The following is a 26,285-nucleotide window of genomic DNA, read 5'->3' as shown; positions in this document are numbered from 1 at the left end:
TTTTAGAAAACTTATTCCGAATTGGCGTAATATTGCAAAAATCCCTCAGAAAACAATGTATGAAGTTTTCTGAGGGATTTTTATTTATAGAAAAGCTTATCTTAGAAGAAGAGATATCTGTTGTCAGTCACTTTTGCATTGATATAAAGTTCATTCATAAAGTTACCTGCATATTGAGTGATCTTCTGTCGAATCTTCTGCTCCTCGGTCTTATCATCAAACTTGCCGGGGCGCATACTCTTATTGGTAACTTGGAAAAGATAAACGCCTGCGTTACCTTTTACGACATGCTTAGAGAACTGTCCCTTGGCTGTTGCCGCTACAGCACCGGACAGTGCAGGTTCGCTTGCCCCGGTAGCCGCAATAAATGCAGGAGCTGCAAAAGTAACTTGGTTCACAGGCGCAACTTTAGCTCCTTTGGCCTTAGCCGCGGCAATACTTGTAATACCATTCAATTTGGCAGATAACATTTCAGCCTTTTTGTCTTTCAAAACTTCTGCCTTAACCATCTCCTTCACTTGAGGATCATTAAGAGAACGGTAGCCCACCGCATGAATTTTATCAAGAACAACTAACAACAAATGATCATTGTCACCACATTCATACATTGGAGATACATCACCCTCTTTTGCGCCAAACAGCCATTTTAAAGCTTCACGAGTACTGTGAATATTGGCCAGATAATGTGTTGCGGTCGTGATATTATTTGCTTCTAAAACCCTAAATCCGCTTTTAGCCGCATTCTTCAAAACATCAGCACCAGTTTGATTAGCACTAACAAATGAACTAAAACGATTAAACGCAGCACTATAAGTATCTTTTGAGAATTCAATGGTCTTTTTTATCACAGCAGCAATGTATTTGCTTACCATGCTCTTGCGATCTACAACCTGGACAATTACATTACCCTGCCCCAGCTCTATATTCCTTGTTTCATTCAGCCCCAAAGTATTCAAAGTATTGATATAATTCTTTGTATCTTTATCCAAAGATGGCGCATTCTGATACTGACTTGTAGTTAGCCATACTTTCTCGCCTGTTTGTCCGTATTTTTTAGCGAGAGTTTCAAAATCTGCACCCTTCTGGAGTGCTGTATAAATTGAATCCGCGGTTTTATGCGCGTCTGCGGCAGAAGCACCACCTACTTGAATCTGGCGATACTGAATAGAATCGGGCAATTGCTGTTTTGCCAGCAACTTAATCAGATTCATCGTGTTATCCTGTTTGTCTTCTACAGGGCCCCAAACTTGTCCCACAGACATCGAATCAATGCGATTGGCTATATCAAAAGGAAAAGCTGTTTTCAAAACGGGAATGCCCAAATAGTTTATAAGAGAAGTACTTTTACGCACCACTTCCGTAGGATCAGATGCAGCGGCAAGTTCTTTTCCATAAGCGGCAAATTGCTTTTGGATAGCCTGTCGATCTGCGGCAGAGGGTGTCACTTGAACGTCAACATACTTAATATCACGACTTTCTACATACTGCTTAAAACGAGGCTTCAACTCGTCATATTTAGCTTTTAAATCTGATTCTGTAATCTCAACTTTTGAATCATCAATAGATGAATACGGAAAAGCTGCTAATTGGATCTGGCTTTCTTCATTAGCTTCCTTGAAGGCCATTTTTGCTTCTACAGGATTAGAAAGAAGGCAATGGGCAAAAAGTCCTTGGAACTTTTGAGCCAAAATCTGTTGGCGTAAAGTTTTCTCTATAAATGACCAGTACTTATAAATCGCGTCATACTGCTGAGCAAGTTGTGGATTTGTACCCTTTTGAGTTTTGTAGTCTGACAAAAACTTCTGCAAGGCGGATACATCAAAACGCCCGGTTTGACGATTAACAAAAGGTGTCTGCATCAACATGGGGTTAGTTCCTTCTTTCAAGATATTCTGCAACTCTGTATTAGTTACAGCTAATCCCAGTTTTTCTGCTTCTTTCTCTACAATCTTTGTCTGGATATAGGTATTCCAAACCATATCCTTTACTTGATTAAGCTGATCCTCATTCAAGCTTTGAGTACCTTGTTGCATTTTTACAACTTCTGTGTACTCATCTACCATTTTTTGAAAATCTTGAACACTGATTTTCTCACCTAACACTTCACCCACCTGCTGGCGCCTGTCATTCTGAGTAGCCTCGCAAGAGCGGAATGCCTCTTCGGCAATAAACGCAAACAGGCCAAAACCGATTATACCAATCAGAATTGGACCTCTGCCTCTAATTTTTCCTAATGCTGCCATTGTTTTATAAACTTATTTATATTTCTATTTTCTCATGTGTTAGCGACAACATATTCTGCTGTCTAAAAGCTAATAAAGATTTCTTATTGCACAAATTGCGTACAAAAATAATAATAAAATAGCAAATAGCGTAATAATTACCTAAAAAACTTGCTGTCAAGGACTTTTATCATCTTGATTCTAAAACCGTTAATTTTACTAACTCGATTTTCGTTCTTGTATTCTTTAATATCTTAAAATTGTATTTACCCAAACTTATTACTTCATTCAGTTTAGGAAAACTTTGGTACGCATGTAAAATCAAGCCTCCGACAGTCATATACTCATCACTTTCCGGCAATTCCAAACCAAACATCTCATTGATTTTATCAATCTCCAATCGAGCAGAAATAATATATTCATTCTCGCCGATCTTTTGAGCAATATATTTCAAATTATCATGCTCATCTTCTATATCACCAAAGATTTCTTCCACGATATCTTCCAAAGAAACAATACCACTCGTTCCTCCAAACTCATCGACAACGATACCCAATGACTTCTTTTGCTGTAAGAAAATTTGCATCATTTTAGGTGCAGACATTGTTTCCGGCACAAAAGGAATTTGTCGTATACCACTATGCCAATCCAAAGGCCCTTTAAACATTTCTGAAGAATGTATATAGCCAACAACATGATCAATATCCTCATCGTAGACAATGATTTTGGAGTTTCCGCTTTCCACAAATTTTTGCATCAGCTCACTTTGTGAACACTTTATGTCAACGGCATTAATCTCTGTTCGCGGAATCATGCAATCTCTTACCTTAGTCTCTGACAAATCAAGCGCATTTTGAAATATCTTCACCTCATCATCTATCTGTGTGTCATTCTTTGCACTGTCAATACTGGACTGAACCAAATAATCCAAATCGACTTTTGAGAATTCATCGCTATCCGAGTCTCTGGCAACCTTAATTCCTATCATTTTCAATAAGCCTTTCGACAACGAAGTTGCAAATCTACTAATCGGCCAAAGCATAATATAAAAAACGAATGCTGGAATTGCAAAAATCGTCAGCAAATAATTAGGATTACTCTTAAATAATGTTTTGGGCAGAAACTCTCCGGTAAAAAGAACTATCACCGTAGATAAAATCGTATCAGCCGGAACTGTAAACGCCGGCTCAAATTGACTAAATATTGTCGAATCAAACAAACGTGCTATCAAGATTCCATAAACAACTAAAACGACATTATTTCCAACAAGCATCGTCGAAACAAAATCATTTGGATGATGATAGAACAAATCTATGATTTTACGCGACAAACGCCCACTCTCTTTTTCCATTTCCGCCAACATTCTGTTGCTTGAGACATAAGCTATCTCCATTCCGGAAAAGAATGCCGAAAGAGCCATCATTACGATGATGCTAACAATCAACGAAACATCAACCTGTTCCAATATATATGCTTTTAGTGGGTTAAAGGTATTGATACATTCTTACGTTGAGGCAAAGCCTGTTGACGCATGGATTTCTGAATCGAATCCTGCGCATTCTTTGTAGAGTCTGATGACGTGTCTCCCTCACCTACCAAATCAGTACGTTCAAATGCCCCTTTCGAATTCGAAACGAAATATTTTGTCATTTTCTCATCACTTCGAAAATAACTACCTTGCAAGGTACGCTCGGGAGTTACCAACCGAGAAAATACATGAGAATATAATTCATGGGAAGACTCATCCCAATAAAGTTGTTCACTTGAAAATCTCAGCCCGTCTTTAGTCAGAATACGAACTCTGCTTCTTAACTCCCATAGTCTTAATTGATCATAATAAAAAGCCGTATCACACTGAACATAAGACTGCACATGAATTTTTTCGTCAAATTGCTCTAAGAAAAGTCCTTTGTTAAAGATCCAACGAGAAGGTTTTCTAATTTGGTTAACCTCCCACTCTTCTGTTACAATTCTATACTTTATAACGCCTGAATCAGATATTAAAGTATTAACACCATAAGTTATCATGACTGCGGCTGAATCGCGATCATGAATTGCGGGCGCGGTATGTTCTTTCTGTTCCTGGCAAGAGCAAAAAAAACAGACACACACACCAAGGTACACCAACAATCTTCTCATGCTGTAGCAAACTATAATTCTGAGAACAGCACTAAAAACTATTCAACTTTCCACTTAGCAAACCAACGTTCATTAAATGTCAAGCCAATATTAATGCGGAAAGTGTTTTCTGTAATAAATCCTTTAGCCTCCCGACGAACCCATTGGGCACTGATATTCAGCTGCGAACGATTATTCCATGAATTAGTAATCGGGAATCCCAAGCCAATACTGGCACTCATCTCTTTAGGACCATCCTGACCATTTATTTTATAATAAGGTGTCACATACGAGACTCCGGCTCTATAGTGCATTCTGTCTACATATTGACGACTACGGGCTGAAGGACACCAATCACCGCCTAACGTAATTTTCTGGCGATCCATATACTGTCCACCCACCAGCTGATACGTAGCCTTGGGAGTTTCGCTTGAATATAATGGCATTTTTAAATCACCCCATTTCTGTGTCTGATAATCAATACCAAAGCGCCAAGAATCCCTATGTGCCCACATCACCCCAAAGCCATAACTCTGAGGAAGTTCCAAACCATTGGCAATCGTATATTTGGCAGTATCAGCAGTTGCTGTCTGCTGATTAGAAGAAATCACGTCACAAGTCAAATCCGCGCCTAACTTATGACCAAGACCGTAAACTGCCCCTAATGTCAAATTGTCTTTTTTATCAATCGTAATTGAATACTGGGCACCCAAATCAATCTTGTAGTTATTGACGGAAACTGAATATTTTTTAGAAATCGAGTTCACGCCGGATTCACTGTAACTATTGACAAGAGAACGATTAATTCCTCCCCAAACGTATGAAACGTTTGCTCCCATAGCAAATCCCTTAAAAGGCATCCAGCCCAGACCAAGATATGCCTGATGCAAACCGCCACTACCGTTGTAGGTATTTTGATATGACGTAGTCTTATTACTGCTTACATAATTTGTAACAGCGTAATTATAGCCTACATTAGATAGGGGCAAAACACCAAAACTAAGGCCAAGATGGCGTGCAACCCGGAAACCGGCTACTACGTATTCAAAATCGGCGTTTTTTGCATTTTTCTTTACATTCCCTTCCTTAAAATTGGTAATTTGGCCGGAAACGCCCGCATCAAAAATAAAAGTAAGGGAATCCAATTGTGAATAAGATGCAGGATTAAGATAATTTACTTGGTTATGTTCATAAAAACCAATGCCCAATCCGTTCATTCCCCGATTAAAACTTCCCGATTGATCACTTAGTATTCCTATACCATAACGACTGTAAGGAGAATTTGTCCCACTCTGTGCAGACGCAACTAATGTTGAGCTCAGAATGACCACACTCAGAAATATTTTTTTCATATATAACTTATTCACGATACTTTATCACCAACTTTTCAATGAAAGTTTCTGACATATTCAGCATGCAAAATTATCAAAAAAAAAAGAAACAATTGCACGATAACTGAGAAATTAAGGTTATTTTTGCATCATGAAACAATTTAAATGGTATTTTAGAAACGCCATCTTCCTTATTTTAGTGTCTTTAACAAGTTTTGCTAAAGCACAAGATCGCGTTCTTACCTCCCAGATAAATAGGTTTCAGCACGATTCCATAGCAATTAGCCTTATTACATGTGGCCCTGGAGATCAAATCTATAGTCTTTATGGACATACCGCCATACGATACTGTAACCGAGCCGACGGAGAAGACTTTGTAATAAATTATGGAATGTTCTCGTTTCGTCAAAAATATTTCATTTTGCGTTTTATCTTTGGATTAACTGATTACGAAATGGGCATCATCCCCTATTCCAACTTTATTACTGAATATTTATCAGAAGGAAGATGGGTGAAAGAACAAATTCTAAATATCAGCAATACGGATAAACAAAATATCATAGAAGCTATTCGCACGAATTACCTTCCAGAAAATCGAGTTTACCGATACAATTTCTTTTATGACAATTGTACGACAAGAGCACGGGATATTTTGTTGAATCATTTAAATGAATCAATTGTTTTTCCTCATAATCAATCCATTAACACATCCTTCCGAAAAGAAATCCATCAATGGAACAAAGAACATCTTTGGTCACGTTGGGGCAATGATCTTTTACTCGGCTTTAAGGCGGATGTTCGCATCGACGAGAAAGCGCGACAATTCCTTCCTGATCAATTGAGGCAGGATTTTGATCGCGCAACCCTGGTCTCAAAGGACGGAAAGGAATATAAATTAGTAAAAGAGACACGCTGGCTGGTCTCACCTCATGAAGCTCAAATCCACCAAAAGGCTCGGTTAGATGCTCTTTTAATAAATAATCCGCTGTATCTTATCATAGCCATAGCCATCGTCTTTATATGTATCTCCATCCATGAAGTGAGACACCATACTTACCCTATCATTGGCAAAATATGTGACAGTTTGACATGGGGAATTTCCGGATTGGCAGGTTTCATACTCACAGCAATGATCTTCAGTCAACACCCAACCGTCAACTGTAATCTCCAAATATTCATTCTAAACCCTCTGAATATAGGACTCTTAGTCCCTCGCCTACGAAAGAGTCGCAGTTATAGCACCATATTACTTGGCTGTTATATTGTCGGCTTATTGGGAGCTCTTATTCAGACATATGCCAGTGGCATCATCTTGTTGGCATTAATTTTGATACTGCGAGTTACATTGTATATACGAGTAAATAACCTTTATACATAAAAAGCGTTGAATCGGTATTTAGCTTTCTTAATAGCAGCTTTTACAACTGCTGAGATACAAGCTTTTCAGCTAGCCCCCAGACTTGTGGTTAACATCACGGTAGACCAGTTACGCTCTGATTATCTGGAAGCTTTTTCACCATTATTTACTCTCAATGGCTTTAAAAAACTTTTAAGGGAAGGCAAAGTTTACGAAACTGCTTCTTATCCTTTCACTCCTGTTGACAGATCATCCGCTTTGGCCACATTGTCAACAGGAACTACGCCTTTCTATCACGGAATTATTTCTACGAATTGGCTGGATCGCAAGACATTACGGCCTACCTATTGTATTTCCGATGATCAATTCATTTACTCTCCCGGTAATCTCAAGACATCAACGTTAGGGGATGAAATGAAGGTTTCATCCCATGGAGCCAGCATTGTCTACGCGATCGCATCAATGCCCGACGCAGCCATATTGTCTGCCGGTCATGCGGCTAATAATGCTATTTGGATTGATCATGAAAGTAAAAGATGGAAAGGAACGTCTTTCTATTCTAACAGCTCAGAAAAATGGTTTAACAGTCTGTCCGGCAAATTAGCCATAGACAAGCAACATCCCTCTAAAAACGACGCACTTGCCGCCATGGCTGTCACAACCATCAAAGCCGCAGCAATGGGAGCTGACGAGATTACCGACTTACTTCATATTACACTGTCTGCCTCGGCACCAACAGAAGCTCCTGTACTCAATTGGCAAACCGAAATGGAGAGTGTTTACATGCAATTGGACAACACGCTCAGTAAACTCATCAATGAGATCGAATTACAGGTTGGCAAAGAACGTGTACTATTTGTTCTGACAAGTACAGGACGGGATGATGAGGCAGAAGATTATCAAAACTATAAAATACCAACTGGGACATTCTACATTAATCGGACTTCCAAACTGTTGAATGTCTATCTTAGTGCTATTTATGGGCAAGGGCAATATGTCAGCGCCTACTATCACAATCAAATCTATCTCAACCACAAGCTGATAGAGCAGAAGAAACTTTCCCTACACAATATTCTGAACAGTTGCCAGGAACTGCTGATTCAAAATGCCGGTGTTTCAGATGTTTATACACTCGAGCGGCTACTATCTGACAATGGAACATTGCATAAAGTAAGGAATGGCTTCAATCCGGCAAACAGCGGTGATATCATTATCGAGATTGCTCCAGGATGGAAACTTTATAACGAAGATACACAAGAGACTTCCACAAGTCGTTTTGCATTTATCCCTTTCCCCATTATTTTTTACGGAAACGGACTTAAACATGAAAATATTCTTACGCCTGTCACGGTAGATCACATTGCGCCTACCATCGCAAAATCCATCAGGATTCGAGCACCTAATGCGTGCTCTAAGTCACCACTTTTTTAATATTTATATGAATTTGGGCCATACTTGCCCTCAAAACCCATATAAACGATAACATACTGTAGATTTACAAAGACTGTTTTGCAAATTTGCAACATCATAATGAAATAATAAATATAATATATAAACAATGAATTTTAACAAATTTCTAAAATCATTATTCGGTGATAAATCCTCGCGTGATATGAAGTTGATCCAACCTATTGTCGAAAAGGTTAAAGCCGCATATCCCGAAATTCAAGCACTTAGTAACGATGAGCTTCGCGCCAAGACCCGAGAAATCCAAAAGTATGTTCAAGAATCGGCCAATGAGCAAAAAGAAAAGATTAAAGAATTAAAGGCCCAAATAGAAGAACTCCCTATTGACAAACGCGAAGATATCTTCAACGAAATAGATAAATTAGAGAAAGAAGTCTTAGACATTTATGAAGAAGCTCTGAACGAAGTATTGCCTGTAGCTTTTAGCATTGTAAAAGATACGGCACGCCGCTTCGCCGAAAATGAAGAGACAATCGTAACCGCTACCGATTTTGATCGTGAGTTAGCTGCCAATCCTCAAAATGATTTTATTTCTATCGACGGTGATAAAGCTATCTATCATAACCATTGGACGGCCGGTGGAAACGACCTCAAATGGGAAATGATTCACTATGACGTACAACTTTTCGGTGGCGCGGTACTCCATCAAGGTAAGATTGCCGAAATGGCCACCGGTGAAGGTAAGACTCTCGTCGCTACCCTCCCGGTATTCCTTAATGCACTTACCGGCAATGGTGTCCACGTTGTAACCGTCAACGACTATCTGGCCAAGCGTGACTCTGAATGGATGGGGCCACTTTATATGTTCAATGGTCTTTCCGTTGACTGCATCGACAAGCATCGCCCTAATTCCGACGAACGTCGTAAGGCTTATTTGGCAGATATTACCTTTGGTACAAACAACGAATTCGGTTTCGATTATTTGCGCGATAACATGGCTAACAGTCCGGCCGATCTTGTACAACGCAAGCACAACTACGCTATTGTCGATGAGGTAGACTCCGTGCTGATTGACGACGCTCGAACACCATTGATTATCTCAGGTCCTATCCCCAAAGGAGACGATCAGATGTTTGAGCAATATCAGCCTTTGGTAGAAAAGCTCTATGAAGTACAACGCAAGCAGGCTACAGAGCTTCTGGCCGATGCCAAACAGAAGATTACCGCTTCTCAAAACGAAACAGATAAGAATAAAGCGGCCCAACTCAACGAAGAGGGATTTCTGTCACTCTACCGTTCATACAAGGCACTGCCTAAGAACAAGCCACTCATCAAATATCTTTCTGAGGAAGGTATCAAGGCCGGTATGCTGAAAACGGAAGAATACTACATGCAAAACAACAACAGAGAGATGCCAAAGGCTGTTGAACCTCTGTATTTTGTTGTTGATGAGAAACTGAATTCCGCAGATCTCACAGACAAAGGTGGCGCGTGGTTAGCTCGACAGACGGGCGACGCCGATCTCTTTGTATTGCCCGATATAACCTCTCAACTCTCCGAATTGGAAACCCATAAAGAACTTAGCGAAGAAGATTATCTGAACAAGAAAGATGAACTTCTTAATCATTATGGTATTCAGAGCGAACGTGTTCATACACTCCAACAGCTTCTCAAAGCCTATACCATGTTTAATAAAGACGACGAATATGTCGTTATGGATGGCGAAGTCAAGATTGTAGACGAGCAAACGGGTCGTATCATGGAAGGTCGCCGTTGGAGCGATGGGCTTCACCAAGCCATTGAGGCCAAAGAACATGTAAAGATTGAAGCTGCCACGCAGACGTTTGCTACCATTACGCTGCAGAACTACTTCCGTATGTATCACAAACTGTCAGGTATGACCGGTACAGCTTCAACAGAAGCCGGTGAGTTCTGGAATATCTACAAACTTGACGTGGTAGAGATTCCGACAAATCGCCCCGTTGTACGCAAAGACTTAGACGACCGCGTCTACAAGACCGCACGTGAAAAATACAATGCCGTCATCGAAGAGATTATTGCCATGCGTGAAAGTGGGCGCCCTTGCCTGGTAGGTACCACTTCTGTAGAAATTTCAGAGCTGCTGTCAAAGATGTTGCAAATGCGTCACATCCCACACCAAGTTCTGAATGCCAAGCTTCACCAGAAAGAAGCCGACATCGTGGCGCTTGCCGGTCAAAGTACCAATGGCCTTGGCGCGGTGACTATCGCGACCAATATGGCTGGTCGTGGTACCGACATCAAGCTATCAGCCGAAGTAAAAGCAGCAGGTGGCTTGGCCATTATCGGTACAGAACGCCATGAAAGCCGTCGTGTCGACCGCCAGTTGCGTGGTCGTGCAGGCCGTCAAGGCGATCCGGGCTCTTCCGTATTCTATGTTTCATTGGAAGATAAACTCATGCGCCTTTTCGGCAGTGAACGTATAGCCCATGTCATGGACCGTCTTGGTTTTGAGGATGGCGAACGTATCGAAAGTCCGATGATCAGCAGTAGTATTGAGCGTGCGCAGAAGAAAGTCGAAGAAAACAATTTCGGTATTCGTAAGCACTTGCTCGAATATGATGACGTGATGAACAAGCAACGTACCGTTATCTATGAAAAACGTCGCCACGCGCTCATGGGCGAACGTATCGGCATGGATATTACGAATGCCATTTGGGACCGCGTCACCAATATCATCGAACAGAATGATTACGAAGGCATGAAAGAAGCATTCATGAAAGTGCTCGCCATGGAATGTCCGATTACCGAAGAAGAGCTTCTTAACGACAATCGTGAGGAAATAGAAGAGCGCACGTTCCAAATGGCCATGGATAACTTCAAGCGCAAAATCGAACGCATTCAAAGTGTTGCCTTCCCCGTTATCAAGCAGGTTGAAGAAAACCAAGGCTCTATGTTTGAGCGCATCCTTGTGCCTATTACCGATGGCAAGCGTACCTATCAGATTCCTTGCAACCTTAAAGAGGCTTACCAATCTGAAGCAAAGAGCGTTGTTAAGGAGTTTGAGAAGCAAATCATGTTGCATATCATCGACGATAACTGGAAAGAAAATCTCCGACAGCTCGACGAACTACGCCATTCCGTTCAAAATGCAAGCTACGAGCAGAAAGACCCATTGCTTATCTTCAAACTGGAAAGTGTAAAACTCTGGGACGGGATGATCAACGACATGAACAATCGCATTTGCAGTGTGTTGATGCGTGGCCAGATTCCTGAAATGCAGCAACAGGAAGTGCATGAGGCTGCTCCCGAAATTCGCGAGCGACAAAACTACGTAGAGCAAAAAGATAATATTGAAGAGTTGGAAGCCCGCAACGCACAACGGCAGGCCGCTACGCAAGATACACGTGAGGGAGCCTCCCGAACTAACCACACCCCCTATCGTGCCGAAAAGCTGCCTCGTCCTAATGATCCGTGCCCGTGCGGGTCTGGCAAGAAGTTTAAAAACTGCCACGGCAGGAATATACGATAAAGTCCGGGCTTCTATAGCTTATCACTTTTAACGTTTTGAAGACAGCGTTTTCTTAGATTAACAAAAAAAGAGATTTGTTTTTCCGGCCTTGTTGGCCTTAACCAACCAGGTTTGAAAGAAACAAATCTCTTTTCTTATATATTTTTTCATTGTGTGGGCACACAACTATTTTCTTAAAAAAATATTAATCAAAATATTTTGCGCATCAAAAATTAATACGTATATTTGCATCGTTATCCTGAAAACAATCTTTTTACCTTAAAGAAACTAATACCTATTGAAGATTTGGAGCGGTTGCCTGTGAAGGCCATCGCTTTTTTTACGCGCTTATTTTACCTATAAAATAATGTTATTCTTGCGCTAAACAAGACTTCTCTCCTATTTCTTATTTTACAATGCCTGCCTGATTAGACTTTTTTGATATTCAGTCAAACCGGTTGGCAATACAACATTATAGGTAATTATCAAATCGCCCATCGTGCCATCGCCTTTGTCATAGCCCTTGCCACGCAAACGGACTTTGGTACCGTTCTGTGTTTCAGGTTTAACTTTCAAACGAACTTTCTCCCCACCATTTAACTGAATAACAACTTCGCCACCCAATAGGGCCGTTTTCAGACCAATGTCTACGCTCGCGTTCATCATACCCGAATTGCCACTACTCTGGCGCGACCGCCGCCCACCGGCTTTAACTCCACCTCCAAAAAGATCTTGGAAGAAGCTGGAAAAGCCTCCGTCCGATCCAAACGATGAGAAATCAAAACCGTCAAATGGCGAACCACCGGCACTACTCCTGCCAAAGCCTCCACTACCCTGCTCGGCACTACTATTGAACATGTCAGCTTCACGCCACCGTTCGCCATACTGATCATACTTTTTACGCTTATCCGGATCAGACAACACGTCATACGCCTCATTCAGTGCCTGAAACTTGGCCTTAGCCTTTACGTCATTAGGATGCAAGTCGGGATGAAATTCCTTGGCACGCTTTCGATACGCACTTCTGATATCTTTCTGTGGAATATCTTTTGAAACGCCTAAAATCTTATAATAATCAATAAATGCCATAATTCAAACCTCCTAATTATAATTCATTTATAGACTCTCCCAGCAAAAAGCATGCCTATGGGCATACGTGCTACTATAAACGTGAGAATAATATAACAGAATGCTCAATGGGATTAATGTGCTCCACCGGCGAAAACATTATAAAAAACAATGCTTTTCCAAAAGCAGCCCTTTCACCTTGCAAGATAATTCTCAAAATGTATCTAATTGAAAATAAAGAAGTTACCTTGTTGCATAGACTAAATAGGTAACGATTTGGAAACGAGCGAATTACTTTCAATCGCAGGTTTCTGCATTAACAAAGAACGCTTGTTATTCTATTTGCAAAGATAATCATTTGCTTTGAATAACAAGCGTTTTTGATGAAGATTTCTCTCTTTTGCTTTGTCTTCGTTTTGGGATAGAGACTAGGAATAGAGAAAAGTGGTTACAATCCTCTTCCTCTTTTCTTCTTTTTCTTGGCTTGGTTTCTGAGCCTGTGCTGCCATGCTGTCTCGGCATAATCATCACCGTGTGTCTGTGGGTTGATTAACCCGCCTGCTCCGGAAATGATTTCTTCGGCTGCATTTATGGCAGTACTTGCCACATTGCCTACGGCTTGTGCAATAGATGAACGTTCATTTGTGTTGGCAGATGGTATATAGGAGCGGCTGGGAGGAACAAGTTGATAGCCTCTATCGGATTGAGCGTTGTTCTTTGCCGGCTCGTCTGCCATTGTCGTTGCTTTCTTTGGTTCTGTCTTGTTGCTTATCTCAAAGTTCTTCTGCAAGGAACGGTAACCGAACTCCCTGCCGATTTCAGAAGCTTTGAAACTTTGTCTGTTATATGAGAACTTCAAGCCATAGACCTTGCCCTGCTTGTTCTTCAAGCGGTCAATGGTTACGCCACTCTTGCTAAGGTCGTAGAGGAACATAGAATATCCAGATATGCCACTGCCCTTGTATTTGCCGAGTAAGGCATAGCAGATTTGTTGCACCTCTGTCTTTGTCTGTTCTCTCGTGGGATTGGCTTTTACCTTTTGGTGTTTCCTTTCCGCCTTGACCTCTTTTGCAATAGTCAAACCTTTCTCCCTGCTGATTTCCTCCGCCACCCTTGCTGCCCTGTTGCTCACAAAGGTGGTATCATAGACCTCTCCGTACAGACTGATACGGTTGGCAATGATGTGAATGTGTCTGTTGTCGGTGTCCTTGTGCGTTACTGCCACCCATTGGTGGTTGTCAAGTCCCATTCGCTTGGCAAACAAATGGGCTATCCTCATAAGTTCGGACACAGGCAGCTTTTTCTCGTCCTGAGGTGCGATGCCTATTTCGATACGGAGAAACTTGTTCCTGCAACGGCTGTTGTAGTCGCTGACCACTTTCATTTCCTCATAGATTGCCTTTGGCTCCCTGTTGCAAAGATTGTGGAAGGCAAGCCGATAGCCGAGCTTGCCCTCTCTGAAAATATAGTCCAGAGCCGTGCTGCCGTGGGCTATCGCCTTACATTTTCCTATCATCTCTTGTCAGATTTAAGACCTTATATATCTCATCGTCCACACGAAAATAGGGGTCGTAAAATCGCTTAAATGCTTCCTTTGCACATAGCGAGAGGTTCTTTGTGATATGTAGCCAATCCTCGTCCTTAACCTTGATGAGATTGGAAACCTGCCCATAGAATCGTCCTGTATGCTGGAGTATAGCAATGGCTTCCTTTTCATTGTCCGTCATCTTAGGAACTGCTGTTACCTCTCCATTAAGGAGTATCTCACGGCAGTAATCTGAGAACTTCCGCCCTGCGCTTTCTGCCTTTGATTTAATTCGTTGCTTCTCCTCTAAGGTGCACCTTACCTTGATGAACTCCGTCTTGTTCATCCGCAGTTCTTTCTTCTCCTGCTGCTGCCATCGGGCAGTCTTGCTATTGTATCTGTTCATATAAAAGTCCTCTTTTCGTTATTGCTTAATTCCTGAACACTGACCGATGAGAACGGAGTGATTACGGTCTAATCTCCCCGACAGTCTCACAAGGGGAGCAAGCGCAGTTTGTGGGTACAAACTGACGTCTTGCAATGTCAGTGATAAGACCATTTACGCACGAGGCGTTTTGCAGCCGAAAAGTGAATGCCGTGCATTCTGTGTTTAACTGTGTTCGTGGTGTTCTCACCATTCTGCCTGTTCAGTAAATTGCCGTTATCGTATTCTCTAAAAAAGGTTGTGGGTTTTGAATAAAACCCTCGACCCTTTTCCTGCGGTTTACAGCTTTCTCCATTTCTCTATGTCCTCACCGTATTCCTCCAAATGAATGCGCACGATATTCTCTACAAAACTTGAAAGGTTGCTGCCCCTGTCGCCCAGTCTGCGGACGATGATGTCTGCGCGCTCCTGTGTCGCCCTACTCAGATAAACCGCCTTTCGGTCGTTCAATTTGGTCGGAACAAGGAAAGCCTGCTTGTAGGCTTCGAGCGTTCCCCGTCTCATCTTGGCACTGATACGCCGTTGAACGGTTTCATTCTCTGTGTGCTGTGCAGGCTCAGAAGCTATTACTTCTTGGCAATCTGTTTCCTTTGATGGAGCTTTTGCCTGTGGTTGTTCTTCCACCTCGTCTTCTGTATCTCCCAAGTAGTATGAAAGACTTTTCCTTTCTGTTCTTTCATTACTTTCCTGTCTGTTCATGTTGAACGCTTCTTTTATGGATTGGTCTATCTCCTCTCTGCTTGCTTTTATCTTTTTCATCGTTCTATCGTATTTTTAGTTTGACTTGTTTGGGTTTATTGTTTGTTTTTGGAGCTTTCTCCAGCTTTTTCTGTTGCTCACGAACACGGCTGACATGATACTCGTTGAGGTCTTTGAAGTTCCCGTAATGTACAGACATGTCTTCTACCTTAAAACCTGCCCTTATCAGCTCCTGTGTTGCTCTCCGCCCGGCATCGTCGTTATCAAGGAAAGTACGGATAGAAGATACTTGATGGTTGTTCAGGTAGCTGATACTTCTTCCAATGTTGCTCACAGAGTTTATCACAAGGCAGCGGTTATTCACTTCTTCTTTCATTGAAAGGAAAGAGAGAAAGTCCATAAACCCCTCGAACAGACAGACGGGCTGTGGCTTATTCTCAAATACCGGGGTTATATCTTTCGGGACTACCGTTCCTTTGAACGTCTTGTCGTTCCGAAGTTCATAGCCGCCGGAGAGGTTGGCAAAGCCAATGGCTTCGTATCTTCTTCCTCTTACCTCATAGCTGATACATTTGAGAAAGGGTATCGCCTTTACCAAGTTGATGCAGCGCACCTTTGTAAGATACTCCTGCAAAGGTGGCGGCAAGGTGTCTGATACTTCTATCAGTCTCCTTGTCCCATTGGCCATTTTCTCTTTTAGCGGTTTGATACTGCCATTGCTGCTGTATGCCTTCTCCTTTGAGGGTTCGACATTGTTGCACGTTGTATCAAAGGAAGTGGTCTGCCCCAAACGGCAGATGGCTTCCGAGAGCGTGCAGTTCTCCAATCGCATACAGAGGTCGATGATGCTTCCGCCCCTGCCTTCGGCATAGTCTATCCAAAGGTTCTTCTCTGTGTCCACCTTGAAACTCGGATGTGTTTCTTCACGAAGTGGTGAACGGTACAGGGCATAGGCAGGGGTCCTGCGTACAGGCTTGATGCCTTTCCTTTCAAGATACTCCACGATGGGGTATCGCTTGATAAGTGATAAATCTTCTTTCATTGTCATAAACTTTAAATGGTAGGATAATTCTTATTTGAATAATAATGGTTGGTTTGAATTATATTTGAATGCCATTTGAATGAAATCCTCTTTTCTAAAGTTTTCCCCTCCAAACTTTTTTACCTTTCTTCTTACTACATACTATTTTAATATAAGTAATTGATAATCAACAATAATTAGTAGTATATGGAGATACTACACATTCTACTACATTTGGCTACTACAAGTTTGAATGAGTGGACATGGCAAGATTTTTCTAATCTTGTAGACATAGATGGGATTCCTACCGTTTCTTCGCTTACTCACCTTTATATATCCTGCTTTCTTCAAGGCTTCGCCCATACGTTTGGCAAGAAGTGGCTGGTGGGTATAAATACCCAAATAGGTGAGTATCTCCGTAGTGGTCATTAACAAATAGTTCTCGTCCTCCGTTGGCTTCTCAAAACAACGTAGCAAGAGTTCCATCTCTGCTGTCTGTACTTGGAAATCCTCGCTCTCCCGATACAGTTCGGCTATCTCGTCATCGTCAAACCAATAGCGGAAACCTGACCTTAACAGGGCTTTGGCTTCCGTATAAACTTTATCCATAGAAATTGCCTTTGCTCTTTCTATGTCTATGGAGAGTACTTCGAAAGGCAAAAAACGTCTGCTGCCTGTCGGGTCGGTAAGAAAGTTATTCCCGTTCACTGACGCCACGAAGCTTGCCAAGTGGGGATGCTCCTCAACATACTTGTCATACGGCATACGGTACTTGACCATCGGACAGGTGATAAGGTTCTTCAGTTCGTTTTCGTCCCGCTTATTGAGGGCTTTTAGCTGGTCGTCTATGTTTACGATAAGATTCTGACCGATATAGGTAAGTGTATCCTTCTCTTGTGGGTATATCTTGCCCGTATAGCTGTAACCGTGCAGTTTGGGTGGACAGAGCAAATCGAGAAACGTCGTCTTGAACTTGCCTTGCTCGCCTGTCAGCACGAGGCAGGTATGGTTGCGACACTCGCGGTCGTCCATCGCATTGGCGACCACCGCAACAAGCCATTTGGTAAGATACGGCAACCATTTGTTAGAATTACGGATAACAACGCAACTTGCCAAATCGGAAATTGCTTTCGGCGAAAAAGAAGGCACATTACTATCCCTGCAACCGACATCATCACAGCTACTGCTATCACCTATATCTATCAGTAGCAACTCTTTGAAATACTCCTGCACGGGATTGATACGGGGAGAGAAGCTGCTCTCGATGATGGAGTAGAGATTATCGGAGGAAGTCATTATATCTTCATCACAATCGAGTTCCCTGCGAAGCGTGTTGATTTCGTAGCGACCGACTTTTACAAAATCGCTATTATCCTTACTGCGATATTCGGTTCTGCCCAATATCGTGTTGCATCTGAACTCGTAGTGTGTGGAGAGGTAGTTTTCTATCTCTGCATTCTTGGAGGAACTACCCCTGCGATGAGGATTTCTCCTGCTGCCTATATTGCCTGCATCTGCGTTCTTTTTCATTATTTCCTTGAATTGGTTTCCAAGAGTGAAGTTAGGGTGAGAACGCGTAACTTCCAAGCATTCAGAGACTTCTTGCATAATGTTGCATCTGTCTGCTGCAAAATTCTTAGGTAAACGGGCAGGCAAGAAGAGCATTTATCGTCTCATTAAGCAAAAAACGGATGACAGGAAAGATAGGTTAGTAGAAATACGATTGTCGTTGTCTGCTTTCAGATACAGTTTTTTGCTCCAGCTATCTACAAACTATTGATTGGAGCATATTTTATCTCGGATTACTGTGCCAACCTATTCCACTACGACGCCACAAGCTGCCACTTGAATGGAAAGTGATGGAATAAGAAATATCCAATATTAATTTTGCATAAGACAAGCTGCGCTCAACAAAGGATAAGTGAACTTTCCTCTGCACTCGCTTGCATTGTCTTTGCAACAAAAGAAGAAGATGGGGCAGGAAAACGCAAATGCGAACCGATGGAACGGATTACCCTTTTCCCTGTTCTTCCCGAAACTTCCCTGCTGTTCACCACGGCTTTGAGAGGTGTACGTACGCCATTATCTTTGCCGATGGAAACAGGAAAGACCTGAAACAACAAACAATAACAATATAAAATTATGAACTATTACATCATTACAGAAACTAATTGGGCAAAGCTTCGAGATGAAATCTTGAGCCTTGCAGAATGCTGCCACAAGGCATTCGGAGAAAAGAGTAAGCACACGGACTGGCTGCACAACGGCGATGTGTGCCGACTGTTAAGCATCAGCAAACGCACCTTGCAGCATTATCGCGATACGGGCGTGCTGCCGTTTACGCAAATCGGGCACAAGTGCTATTATAAGCGCGAGGATGTGGAAGCATTGCTTCTTACGAAGTCTAACAAACCTAAAAACAGACAGATATAATGGAAACAGCAAGAGACTTGAACATGGAGACGGACGAGATGCAGCTGGTTGTCTCGGCATTGAGAGGTGTAGGCAAACGGATTGTGGAAGTGTCGGATACACACAAACCACTCTTTGCAGGAGAACTTTTCCTCACGGGTAAGGAAGTGTGTGAGCGGCTGTATATCAGTCCCCGTACCTTGCAGGACTACCGAGACAGGAAGATTATCCCCTACACACAGTTTGCAGGAAAGATACTCTACAAGGCTTCGGACTTGGAGAAGATGCTACAGGAGAATTACAAGAGCAGTAGAACAGGATAAAGGCAATAAGCGTATATTGCTGAACGGACAACGGTACTCGGATAGAGATGCATCTACTCCAAGTACCGTTTTATTTATTTCTCAATATAAGAATTTTCGTTCTTCTTGGGTTCATTTTATAATATTTATTGTATCTTTGTCATCGTGAATAGTAATAATTGTTTGACACATAGCAATAAAGGCGTGATGCTGTTACAGAGAAATACACATTTCCTTGCATCGCGCTTATACCTTTATATAATGTTACCGGCAGTTTCACTCTTGCTAATTCCTGATTGAATGTTATTTACATTTACAATTCACGCTGCAAAGATAAGTAAAAGTTTTGAAACAGACAAAATCTAATCTATTTTATTGGTTTGAAATAGAGCGTATTGGAAAACAGGAATGACCAAATATCGAGCTTATCCGCATGAAGCAACGCGTTTGGCCCTACGGAAAGCACAAAAATCATCAGCAATACCGACATACTTAGATTTATTTCACTCAGCCGTTTAACACCCATGTTTACACCAGCCACCGCCGACGCTATGGCCACAGAACTAACTAGTATGATAATTACGCATTGAAAAAAGAGACTTGATTGATTAAGGACTCCCAAGTGAACTAAACCAGCATTTAACTGAACTACACCAAAGTCCAAAGATGTTGCTATACCAAAAAAGTGCTCACCAAGGCAAAAACGTCAACAACATCGCCAATGCGCCCTTTTATACGTTCACCTAATAGGGGATAAAAACCACTCCTGATAGCCAAAGGTAGCTTATAACGGAAAGAGAAATACGCAAGGATAAGCCCCATAAGTGCAAATATACTCCATGCGTGCAAACCCCAATGAAAGAATGTAGCCAGCTGGGACTCCTTGGCCGGATTAGCTATATTAGGAAGTGCCGGGTTCACATAGTGAGACATCGGTTCGGCCACACCGAAATACATCAGACCGATACCCATTCCTGCGGCAAAAAGCATCGCTATCCACGAGAAGAAACTGTATTGCGGCGAAGAATTATCTGTACCCAAACGAATGTTGCCTAACTTGCTGAACGCCATTACTACGAGGAAAATAAAGAAAAACGACACCAAAAGGATATAAGACCAACTAAGGCTTCTGTAAATACCAGACTGGACCGAGCTTAGCATTGCATTCGTCCACTTTGGAAAAAAAGCACAAACCAATGATAAGCCTATCAGGACAAACAGCCCGGGATAAGCAACGTTACGTGTAAAAGTTGATTTCTTAAAATTCATCTCTCAATAATTAAAAATAATGATTCCGCCTACAATATATAAACATATCACAGGTGAGGAATTATCTATCTTAAATTAGATTAGATAGCACTGCCGGAAAGGTTGAAAACCGACACAAACAATTATTGTGTGGTAATGAGCCGCAAACTGTCTGCTTTCGACCGCGCTTTCAACCACCGTTGAAGCTGCAGGCGTTCAGCGACGGACAAAGGATTGCTACAGCCGGCAACGGCAATTGTGTAGCGGAGTGTTGTCGAAGTATCGGTGCGGGCTTCAGACACTTGCGAAAGACTTATTCTTTTCACCTTCGGGCAGACAGCTTTCACTTCTTGGGAAATCTCTTTCCCCAGATTCTCATAAGCGGTATATTCTTGTAGCTGTTTGCTCACTGTGTTCAGTTGCGCTGTTTGTTCTATTAGCTGCTGCTGGGTTGCTTTTGATGCCTGTGCCATCGTTTGTCCTTCAAGCAACAGGAGGCTGTCGGATTGGTATCCCTGAATGACATTCAGACGATACCCTGAAAGATGATAGTTCTCCAGCTTAAGGTTTGCCTTGTCAATGGCATTTTTCTCAATGGATTTTCCTATAGCCACGACTCTTATGGTCTTCTTGTCGTCGTTGCGACTATGGGAGAGTATCTGCGTGCCTTTAAAGGTGAGTTCATTCTTAATGAATTGCTGCGTATTGCTATCTCGCACACTCGTTCGAATAATCTGTATCGTCATATAGGTGGCTGGCAACATGGTTATGATAGTTATGGCAATAATATACTTCTTTACCTTTTTCAACTGTTGGGTATTAACAAACGTCTTCCGCTTGAACCGTAACATTCTCACCCCGACAAAAGTAGAAAGGGCTATGAAAACGGTGTTGATGAAAAAAAGGTAGAACGCTCCGAAAAAGAATGAAAATTCGCCAACAGCCAAACCATATCCGGCCGTGCATAATGGGGGCATTAATGCCGTGGCGATGGCTACCCCCGGTATTACGTTTCCCTTGCCCTTGGTGGCTATGGCAAGAATGCCGGAAGCACCACCGAAAATAGCCACGAGCACATCGTATAACGAAGGTGAAGTGCGCGCTAACAACTCGGACTGTGCCTCATTAAGTGGCGTGATGACAAAGTAGATGGTTGCCGTTATCACACTGATGACGGTAGCAACCAAATAGTTTTTGATAGACCGCTTGAGCAATTCAAAATCATTGATCCCTACAGACAGCCCCATGCCGATAATCGGACCCATGAGCGGAGAAATAAGCATGGCACCGATGATTACTGCGGTGGAATTGAGGTTCAATCCCAATGAGGCAATAAAGATGGCAAAGATTAATACCCAAAGGTTGGAACCGTGAAACCTGACCCCACTACTGATCTGGCTGATTGTCTCCGCCTCGCTTTCCTTATCGGGAAGAGCATTAAAGTATCCCTTTACGACCTGCCAGAGTGTTCTTTCGTCTTGCGTCATTGTCTTTTGTATTTTTGTTACAAAAATACAAAAAAGAAATAACAATAAGGCCGAAAAATACCGAAAATGCAATGACAACCACTGCTATCATAACACAAAATCTAACAAAGAAGTGGTAGCGTGTAGTCAGACTGTAGTAATAGCGATTTCTATTTTCTGACTACACGCTTAACCTTTTTCTTTCACCGTATTCCTTCTCCTTGTAGTTATGTAGTAAGATAATATCAGTGAAAGAGAAAGAAATGTATCAGCTATCCGTCTTGCCGATTAAGAATATCGGTGTTATGATATTTGTCGGGCGGTGTATTTCCCTATAAATGTACTTTCTGAACAGATAGGGCTTCCGTGCTGTCCAACTGAAAGGACAGGGCAATGATGGTTGAGAGCAGATAAAGCGGCGCATAGCCTTTTGGTCGTCCGTTCACAAAAACTTCTTCCTCACCAGCATCCCTTTCGTCAGGGTGCAGATGAGATGTTTTCAGAAGCAGTTGCAGACGATAATAGAGCTTCCTCCATGTTACACCGAAGAAATCTACAAGTTCAGTCTCCGTCATGGCTATATCGCCATTTCCTTTGCGGACAATTTGCATCTTATCGCCCCATTCGAAATAACTGCGGTCTCTTTTTGCTTGATGGTGATTGACGTTCATATCGCTTCCTCCTTTGCTTTCTCCTTTTGATATTTCCTAATCAGTCTGTCCATATCCTCCGAAATCTTATTATCGGTTACTTGCGCATAGATTTGTGTGCTGGCGATAGATGCGTGTCCCATCATCTTGGCAATGCTCTCTATGGGAATGCCGGCACTCAAACTCATCGTGCCGAACGTATGCCGTGCCATGTGGTAGGATAACCTTTCTCTAATGCCGCAAGCTTTGCCCACGATGCTTAGCTTTGCACTCATCATACTTCGGCTGCAATCACTGGGAAAGACAAGGTTATCTGTCGTTATTTCAGTTTTACCTTTTTCTTTCATCGATTGCATTCCTCCGTTTTCTTTTGTTTAGCCTTGCAATGTTTGATAATGGCTTCGGCTATCGGATGCAAAGGAACGACAAACTCCACCTTTGTCTTCTGCCGTTCCTTACGGATGTACTTCTGTCCGCCCGCCGCTGTTTGGATATGTCCATATTGCAGATGCTCCATGTCGGCAATAGCCAAGCCTGTAAAGCAAGCAAAGATGAACAGCAGTCTTGCCTGTTCTACTTCCTTGTCGTTTACTTTCAAAGCCATGAGTTTGGCCACATCCTTCTTTTGCAGAAAGCGTATTTTCTGTTCCGTTTTCTCGTACTTGGCATTCTCAAAGGGATTGCAACGAATGAGCCTTTGGCTGACCGCACGATACATCAATCGACTTAGCCAGCAAAGGAGCTTATTGATAGTTGATTCTTTCAGTCCGTTTTTTTTAAGAAAGAAACAATACTCTTCAAACAAATCTTCCGTAATGGTGATTACAGGTATATCCTTTACACCTTTATCCTTGACAAACTCGCATAACAGCTTGTCGGAATAGCAAAGATTCTGGTACGTACTTTCTGCTTTTGACTTTCCCACGCACTCTTTGACGGATTGCAGTTCAGCCTTGCTCATGGCAAGCAGCGTTGTCGGATGAGTGGCAATACCTTGCAAGCGGTTCTTGATTAGCTCCACGCTGACCATTCCGTCCCTCGTCAGTAAATCCCGATAAGTCTTTTCTACAAGTTCTTTGAACTCTGCAAGCCTTTTGTTTATTCTTTTGTCGGTAGTCTGTCCTTGTTTGGCGTTCCACTCTGTCGGCAGGCATTCCTCTCCTGTGGTTATGGCGGAACTTTTCCCATCTATGGTAATACGGCAGAGAATGGCTGTCTTACCATCAGTCTTTGTTTTCTGCCTGTTGATATAGAACAATATCTTGAATGTACTCCTCATTGTCTTGATGGTTTTGTATGTATATTTTTATCCAAAACGATGTCGAATGAAAGCAATTGGTCAAATAACCAACTGCAAATCTTCTGTGAAAGAGAGAAAGCGACCAAACTCTTCAAAGAGCTTTTGCGGGGTTACCTTTGCATAGCGTTCGGTCATACTTACGTTCGTGTGTCCGAGCATCTTGCTCACCGTTTCAATCGGTACGCCCTGTTCCAAGGTGATAAGCGTGGCAAAGGTGTGCCTTGCTGTATGCGTGGTAAAGGGAAAAGAAATACCTGCCCGCAGTCGTAAGGCTTTCAGGCAAGACTGATAAGCGGGATATTTAATGAAGGGGAGCAATGTTTCCCTTTCATCGATGTGCATTTTCTCGATTAGCTGGATGGCTTCGGGCAATAATTTGATGCGACAAAGCACACCCGTCTTCTGCCGATTGAACTTTAACCAAAGGCTACCATTATCATCACGAACAAGATGCTTCTTACCAAGCATCATCAAATCACAATAGGCTGCACCGGTATAACAGGCAAAGAGAAAAATATCCCTTGCCGTTTCCATTTCCTCCTCCAAGTCATCAAAGCGGAGAGCCTTTAACTTCTCCAAGGCTTCCCTGTCGAGTGCTTTCGGCGTTTTCTTGTCTCCACGTTCTATATGCGCTTTGTCAAACAGAAATGTATCGGCTATTCCCTCACGATAAGCAAGCCTACAGACAGTCTTCAAATCTGCTGCCACTCTGAAGAATGTGCTTTGCTGATAACCAAGTTCACCGAGACAGAACGTCTGCAGTTCGTAGATGAAGTTTTCTGTCAGCTGCGAGAATGCCAAGTCCGAAACATTATATTTCTTTTGAATGAACTCCTGCAATCGTTTTCGGGTGAGACGATAGGCAGACATAGATGCTCTCTTCATATCTATACCGATGTGCGCTTCACGCTCCTTGATAAGCATATCCAGCCTTTCGATGAACATACACCGTGCCTGTACGCTGCCTTGAAACTGCTCTTTTACTTCGGTTGCGTCAAATGGGCAACCTTTTGAAAACAAGGATTGATAAGCTGATTGAATGGAAAGCAGTAGGTTCTCCAACTTGCCGTTAATCTCCACCGCCTCGCGGCTCTTGCCATTCATACGACTCTCACGTGGATTCCACAAATCGGGAGTACAAGATAGTTTACAACTAAATTGGGCAATGGAACGCCCTATGGTTATTCGTCCCATAATCGGAGCCTTGCCCGACTTGTCCAAACTGCTCTTTTTAAGGTAGAGCAGCACCTTCATCTTCTCTGTTTTCATACGCTTTAATATTTGTGGGCAAAATTACCCGAATTAAAGCGTTCCTCACTTACGCAGAAAACTGCCGACCGAAGCAACAGATGCACGAGCGAAAATAATTCAGTTACCGAACATTACTCCATCGTTACCTATCCCAAAATCAGGTAATACTTTGGTAACTGAACTTCTGCCTAAATCTGCACTTTTCTGCCTTTTACGAATAAAGACGTATTGTGCAAATTAGAGCATTTCCTACTCATTATCAGTTAGTTTACATCAATTTCGATATTTCTCCATTTTCATTGATTAGTTACACGCTAAAAGCAGCCCTTTTACACGCTAAAAGCAGCCCTTTTACACGCTAAAAGCTGCCCTTTTAAAACGACCAAGAACAGCTTTCGACAACCAACTACTAAATTCCTGTTAATCAGTACATTAGAAAGATGAAGATGATAAACGTATAGTGCGTGAATTATTTGAATAATAAAAAAAGCATTGTGTATGTTAGGTGTCAGCCAATAGCATACACAATGCGATAATAAAAGTCTAAAAATCGGATCGGAAAAATTTAATTACCCAAAGCTTTAAGTTTAGCCCTGTACTTAATTGCTTTCTGGGCTTCTTTCAAAGCTTGCTTCTTTTGCTTTTCAAGTGTCTTAGCTTCTTGATAAGCCTTCTTTGCTTGTTGAAAACTCTTTTGGGCGTCTTTGTAGATTTCTTTAGCCTTCTTGCTTTGAGAAGTAGCTTCTCTCAACTCGTCTTGAAGGTTTTGCACACGAAGGTCCAACTGTTCGCGGGCCATTGTCCTGTAGTTAACGACCTTGTCATCCTGGGCCAAAGCAGTGCCTGTGAATGTCAATACTGACAATAGAATCAAAATGTTTCGTTTCATATACGATGTTTTATTACAAAATAAATATAATGTAGTTAAAAAATATTTAGTTTTCTCGGAGTGCAAAAGTAATACTAATAATCC

At 42.1% G+C, this 26,285-nt stretch carries 18 protein-coding genes and 3 pseudogenes; 5 read left to right on the top strand and 16 right to left on the bottom strand.

Features of this window, described 5'->3' with window-relative positions:
• Nucleotides 1-101: 101 nt before the first annotated feature.
• The 4 genes from JHU38_RS02570 to JHU38_RS02555 form a co-directional block, all read right to left on the bottom strand.
• Nucleotides 102-2,243: a peptidylprolyl isomerase gene (locus JHU38_RS02570; protein WP_107582590.1), complete on the bottom strand. Its 2,142-nt coding sequence runs from the start codon at nt 2,241-2,243 to the stop codon at nt 102-104.
• Nucleotides 2,244-2,412: 169 nt separating this feature from the next.
• Entirely contained in the window at nt 2,413-3,645 is a 1,233-nt protein-coding gene (locus JHU38_RS02565; protein ID WP_199222683.1) for a hemolysin family protein, read from the bottom strand.
• 53 nt (nt 3,646-3,698) lie between these two features.
• Nucleotides 3,699-4,361 carry an LPS export ABC transporter periplasmic protein LptC gene (locus JHU38_RS02560; protein WP_107582592.1) on the bottom strand — a complete coding sequence of 221 codons (663 nt, stop codon included), beginning with the start codon at nt 4,359-4,361 and terminating at the stop codon, nt 3,699-3,701.
• A gap of 38 nt (nt 4,362-4,399) precedes the next feature.
• On the bottom strand, nt 4,400-5,692 hold the full coding sequence (locus JHU38_RS02555; protein WP_107583152.1) for a hypothetical protein: 1,293 nt from the start codon (nt 5,690-5,692) through the stop codon (nt 4,400-4,402).
• 130 nt (nt 5,693-5,822) lie between these two features.
• Between JHU38_RS02555 and JHU38_RS02550 the strand changes: the two genes are divergently transcribed.
• The 3 genes from JHU38_RS02550 (at nt 5,823) to secA (ending at nt 11,946) form a co-directional block, all read left to right on the top strand.
• A complete protein-coding gene (locus tag JHU38_RS02550) occupies nt 5,823-7,049 on the top strand; it encodes an Lnb N-terminal periplasmic domain-containing protein (RefSeq protein WP_107582593.1) in 1,227 nt (408 codons plus the stop codon).
• A gap of 6 nt (nt 7,050-7,055) precedes the next feature.
• A complete protein-coding gene (locus JHU38_RS02545) occupies nt 7,056-8,459 on the top strand; it encodes an alkaline phosphatase family protein (RefSeq protein WP_107582594.1) in 1,404 nt (467 codons plus the stop codon).
• Between the two features lie 127 nt (nt 8,460-8,586).
• Entirely contained in the window at nt 8,587-11,946 is a 3,360-nt protein-coding gene (gene secA, locus JHU38_RS02540) for a preprotein translocase subunit SecA (protein ID WP_107582595.1), read from the top strand.
• Between the two features lie 390 nt (nt 11,947-12,336).
• Here the strand turns inward: secA and JHU38_RS02535 are convergent, their stop codons facing one another.
• The 6 genes from JHU38_RS02535 to JHU38_RS02510 all read right to left on the bottom strand — a co-directional run bounded on the left by JHU38_RS02535 (nt 12,337) and on the right by JHU38_RS02510 (nt 18,348).
• Nucleotides 12,337-13,014 (bottom strand): DnaJ domain-containing protein, encoded by a 678-nt coding sequence (locus JHU38_RS02535; RefSeq protein WP_107582596.1) that lies wholly within the window; start codon nt 13,012-13,014, stop codon nt 12,337-12,339.
• Between the two features lie 427 nt (nt 13,015-13,441).
• Complete coding sequence (locus JHU38_RS02530) at nt 13,442-14,509, bottom strand: relaxase/mobilization nuclease domain-containing protein (RefSeq protein ID WP_107582597.1); 1,068 nt, start codon at nt 14,507-14,509, stop codon at nt 13,442-13,444.
• Entirely contained in the window at nt 14,493-14,924 is a 432-nt protein-coding gene (locus JHU38_RS02525) for a plasmid mobilization protein (protein ID WP_107582598.1), read from the bottom strand. Before JHU38_RS02525 ends, JHU38_RS02530 begins: the two co-directional genes overlap by 17 nt.
• Before the next feature lie 318 nt (nt 14,925-15,242).
• Nucleotides 15,243-15,722, bottom strand: a complete 480-nt coding sequence (locus tag JHU38_RS02520; protein ID WP_107582599.1) for a DUF3408 domain-containing protein — start codon at nt 15,720-15,722, stop codon at nt 15,243-15,245.
• 4 nt (nt 15,723-15,726) lie between these two features.
• Nucleotides 15,727-16,710, bottom strand: a complete 984-nt coding sequence (locus JHU38_RS02515) for a toprim domain-containing protein (RefSeq protein ID WP_107582600.1) — start codon at nt 16,708-16,710, stop codon at nt 15,727-15,729.
• 201 nt (nt 16,711-16,911) lie between these two features.
• Nucleotides 16,912-18,348 (bottom strand): VapE domain-containing protein, encoded by a 1,437-nt coding sequence (locus JHU38_RS02510; protein ID WP_107582601.1) that lies wholly within the window; start codon nt 18,346-18,348, stop codon nt 16,912-16,914.
• A gap of 477 nt (nt 18,349-18,825) precedes the next feature.
• On the opposite strand from JHU38_RS02510, the gene JHU38_RS02505 reads away from it, so the two are divergent.
• Nucleotides 18,826-19,116, top strand: a complete 291-nt coding sequence (locus JHU38_RS02505; protein WP_107582603.1) for a helix-turn-helix domain-containing protein — start codon at nt 18,826-18,828, stop codon at nt 19,114-19,116.
• Nucleotides 19,113-19,418: a helix-turn-helix domain-containing protein gene (locus JHU38_RS02500; RefSeq protein ID WP_036859640.1), complete on the top strand. Its 306-nt coding sequence runs from the start codon at nt 19,113-19,115 to the stop codon at nt 19,416-19,418. Before JHU38_RS02505 ends, JHU38_RS02500 begins: the two co-directional genes overlap by 4 nt.
• Nucleotides 19,419-19,764: 346 nt before the next feature.
• Here JHU38_RS02500 and JHU38_RS02495 read toward each other — a convergent pair.
• The 6 genes and pseudogenes from JHU38_RS02495 to JHU38_RS02470 form a co-directional block, all read right to left on the bottom strand.
• Nucleotides 19,765-20,666, bottom strand: a pseudogene (locus JHU38_RS02495) (BCCT family transporter).
• 122 nt (nt 20,667-20,788) lie between these two features.
• Complete coding sequence (locus JHU38_RS02490) at nt 20,789-22,132, bottom strand: TIGR00341 family protein (RefSeq protein WP_107582604.1); 1,344 nt, start codon at nt 22,130-22,132, stop codon at nt 20,789-20,791.
• Between the two features lie 247 nt (nt 22,133-22,379).
• A pseudogene (locus tag JHU38_RS02485) lies at nt 22,380-22,782 on the bottom strand (hypothetical protein).
• A pseudogene (locus JHU38_RS02480) lies at nt 22,779-24,040 on the bottom strand (tyrosine-type recombinase/integrase). Before JHU38_RS02480 ends, JHU38_RS02485 begins: the two co-directional pseudogenes overlap by 4 nt.
• Nucleotides 24,041-24,100: 60 nt before the next feature.
• Entirely contained in the window at nt 24,101-25,330 is a 1,230-nt protein-coding gene (locus tag JHU38_RS02475) for a site-specific integrase (RefSeq protein WP_107582605.1), read from the bottom strand.
• A 547-nt stretch (nt 25,331-25,877) separates the two neighbouring features.
• Entirely contained in the window at nt 25,878-26,201 is a 324-nt protein-coding gene (locus JHU38_RS02470) for a hypothetical protein (RefSeq protein ID WP_107582606.1), read from the bottom strand.
• Nucleotides 26,202-26,285 lie beyond the last annotated feature (84 nt).

It is taken from the genome of Prevotella illustrans (genome assembly GCF_017426725.1).
GTDB classification, from domain to species: Bacteria; Bacteroidota; Bacteroidia; order Bacteroidales; family Bacteroidaceae; genus Prevotella; species Prevotella illustrans.
The sequence above is the reverse complement of the archived record's forward strand: the minus strand, read 5'-3'. Positions and strand labels throughout refer to the sequence as shown.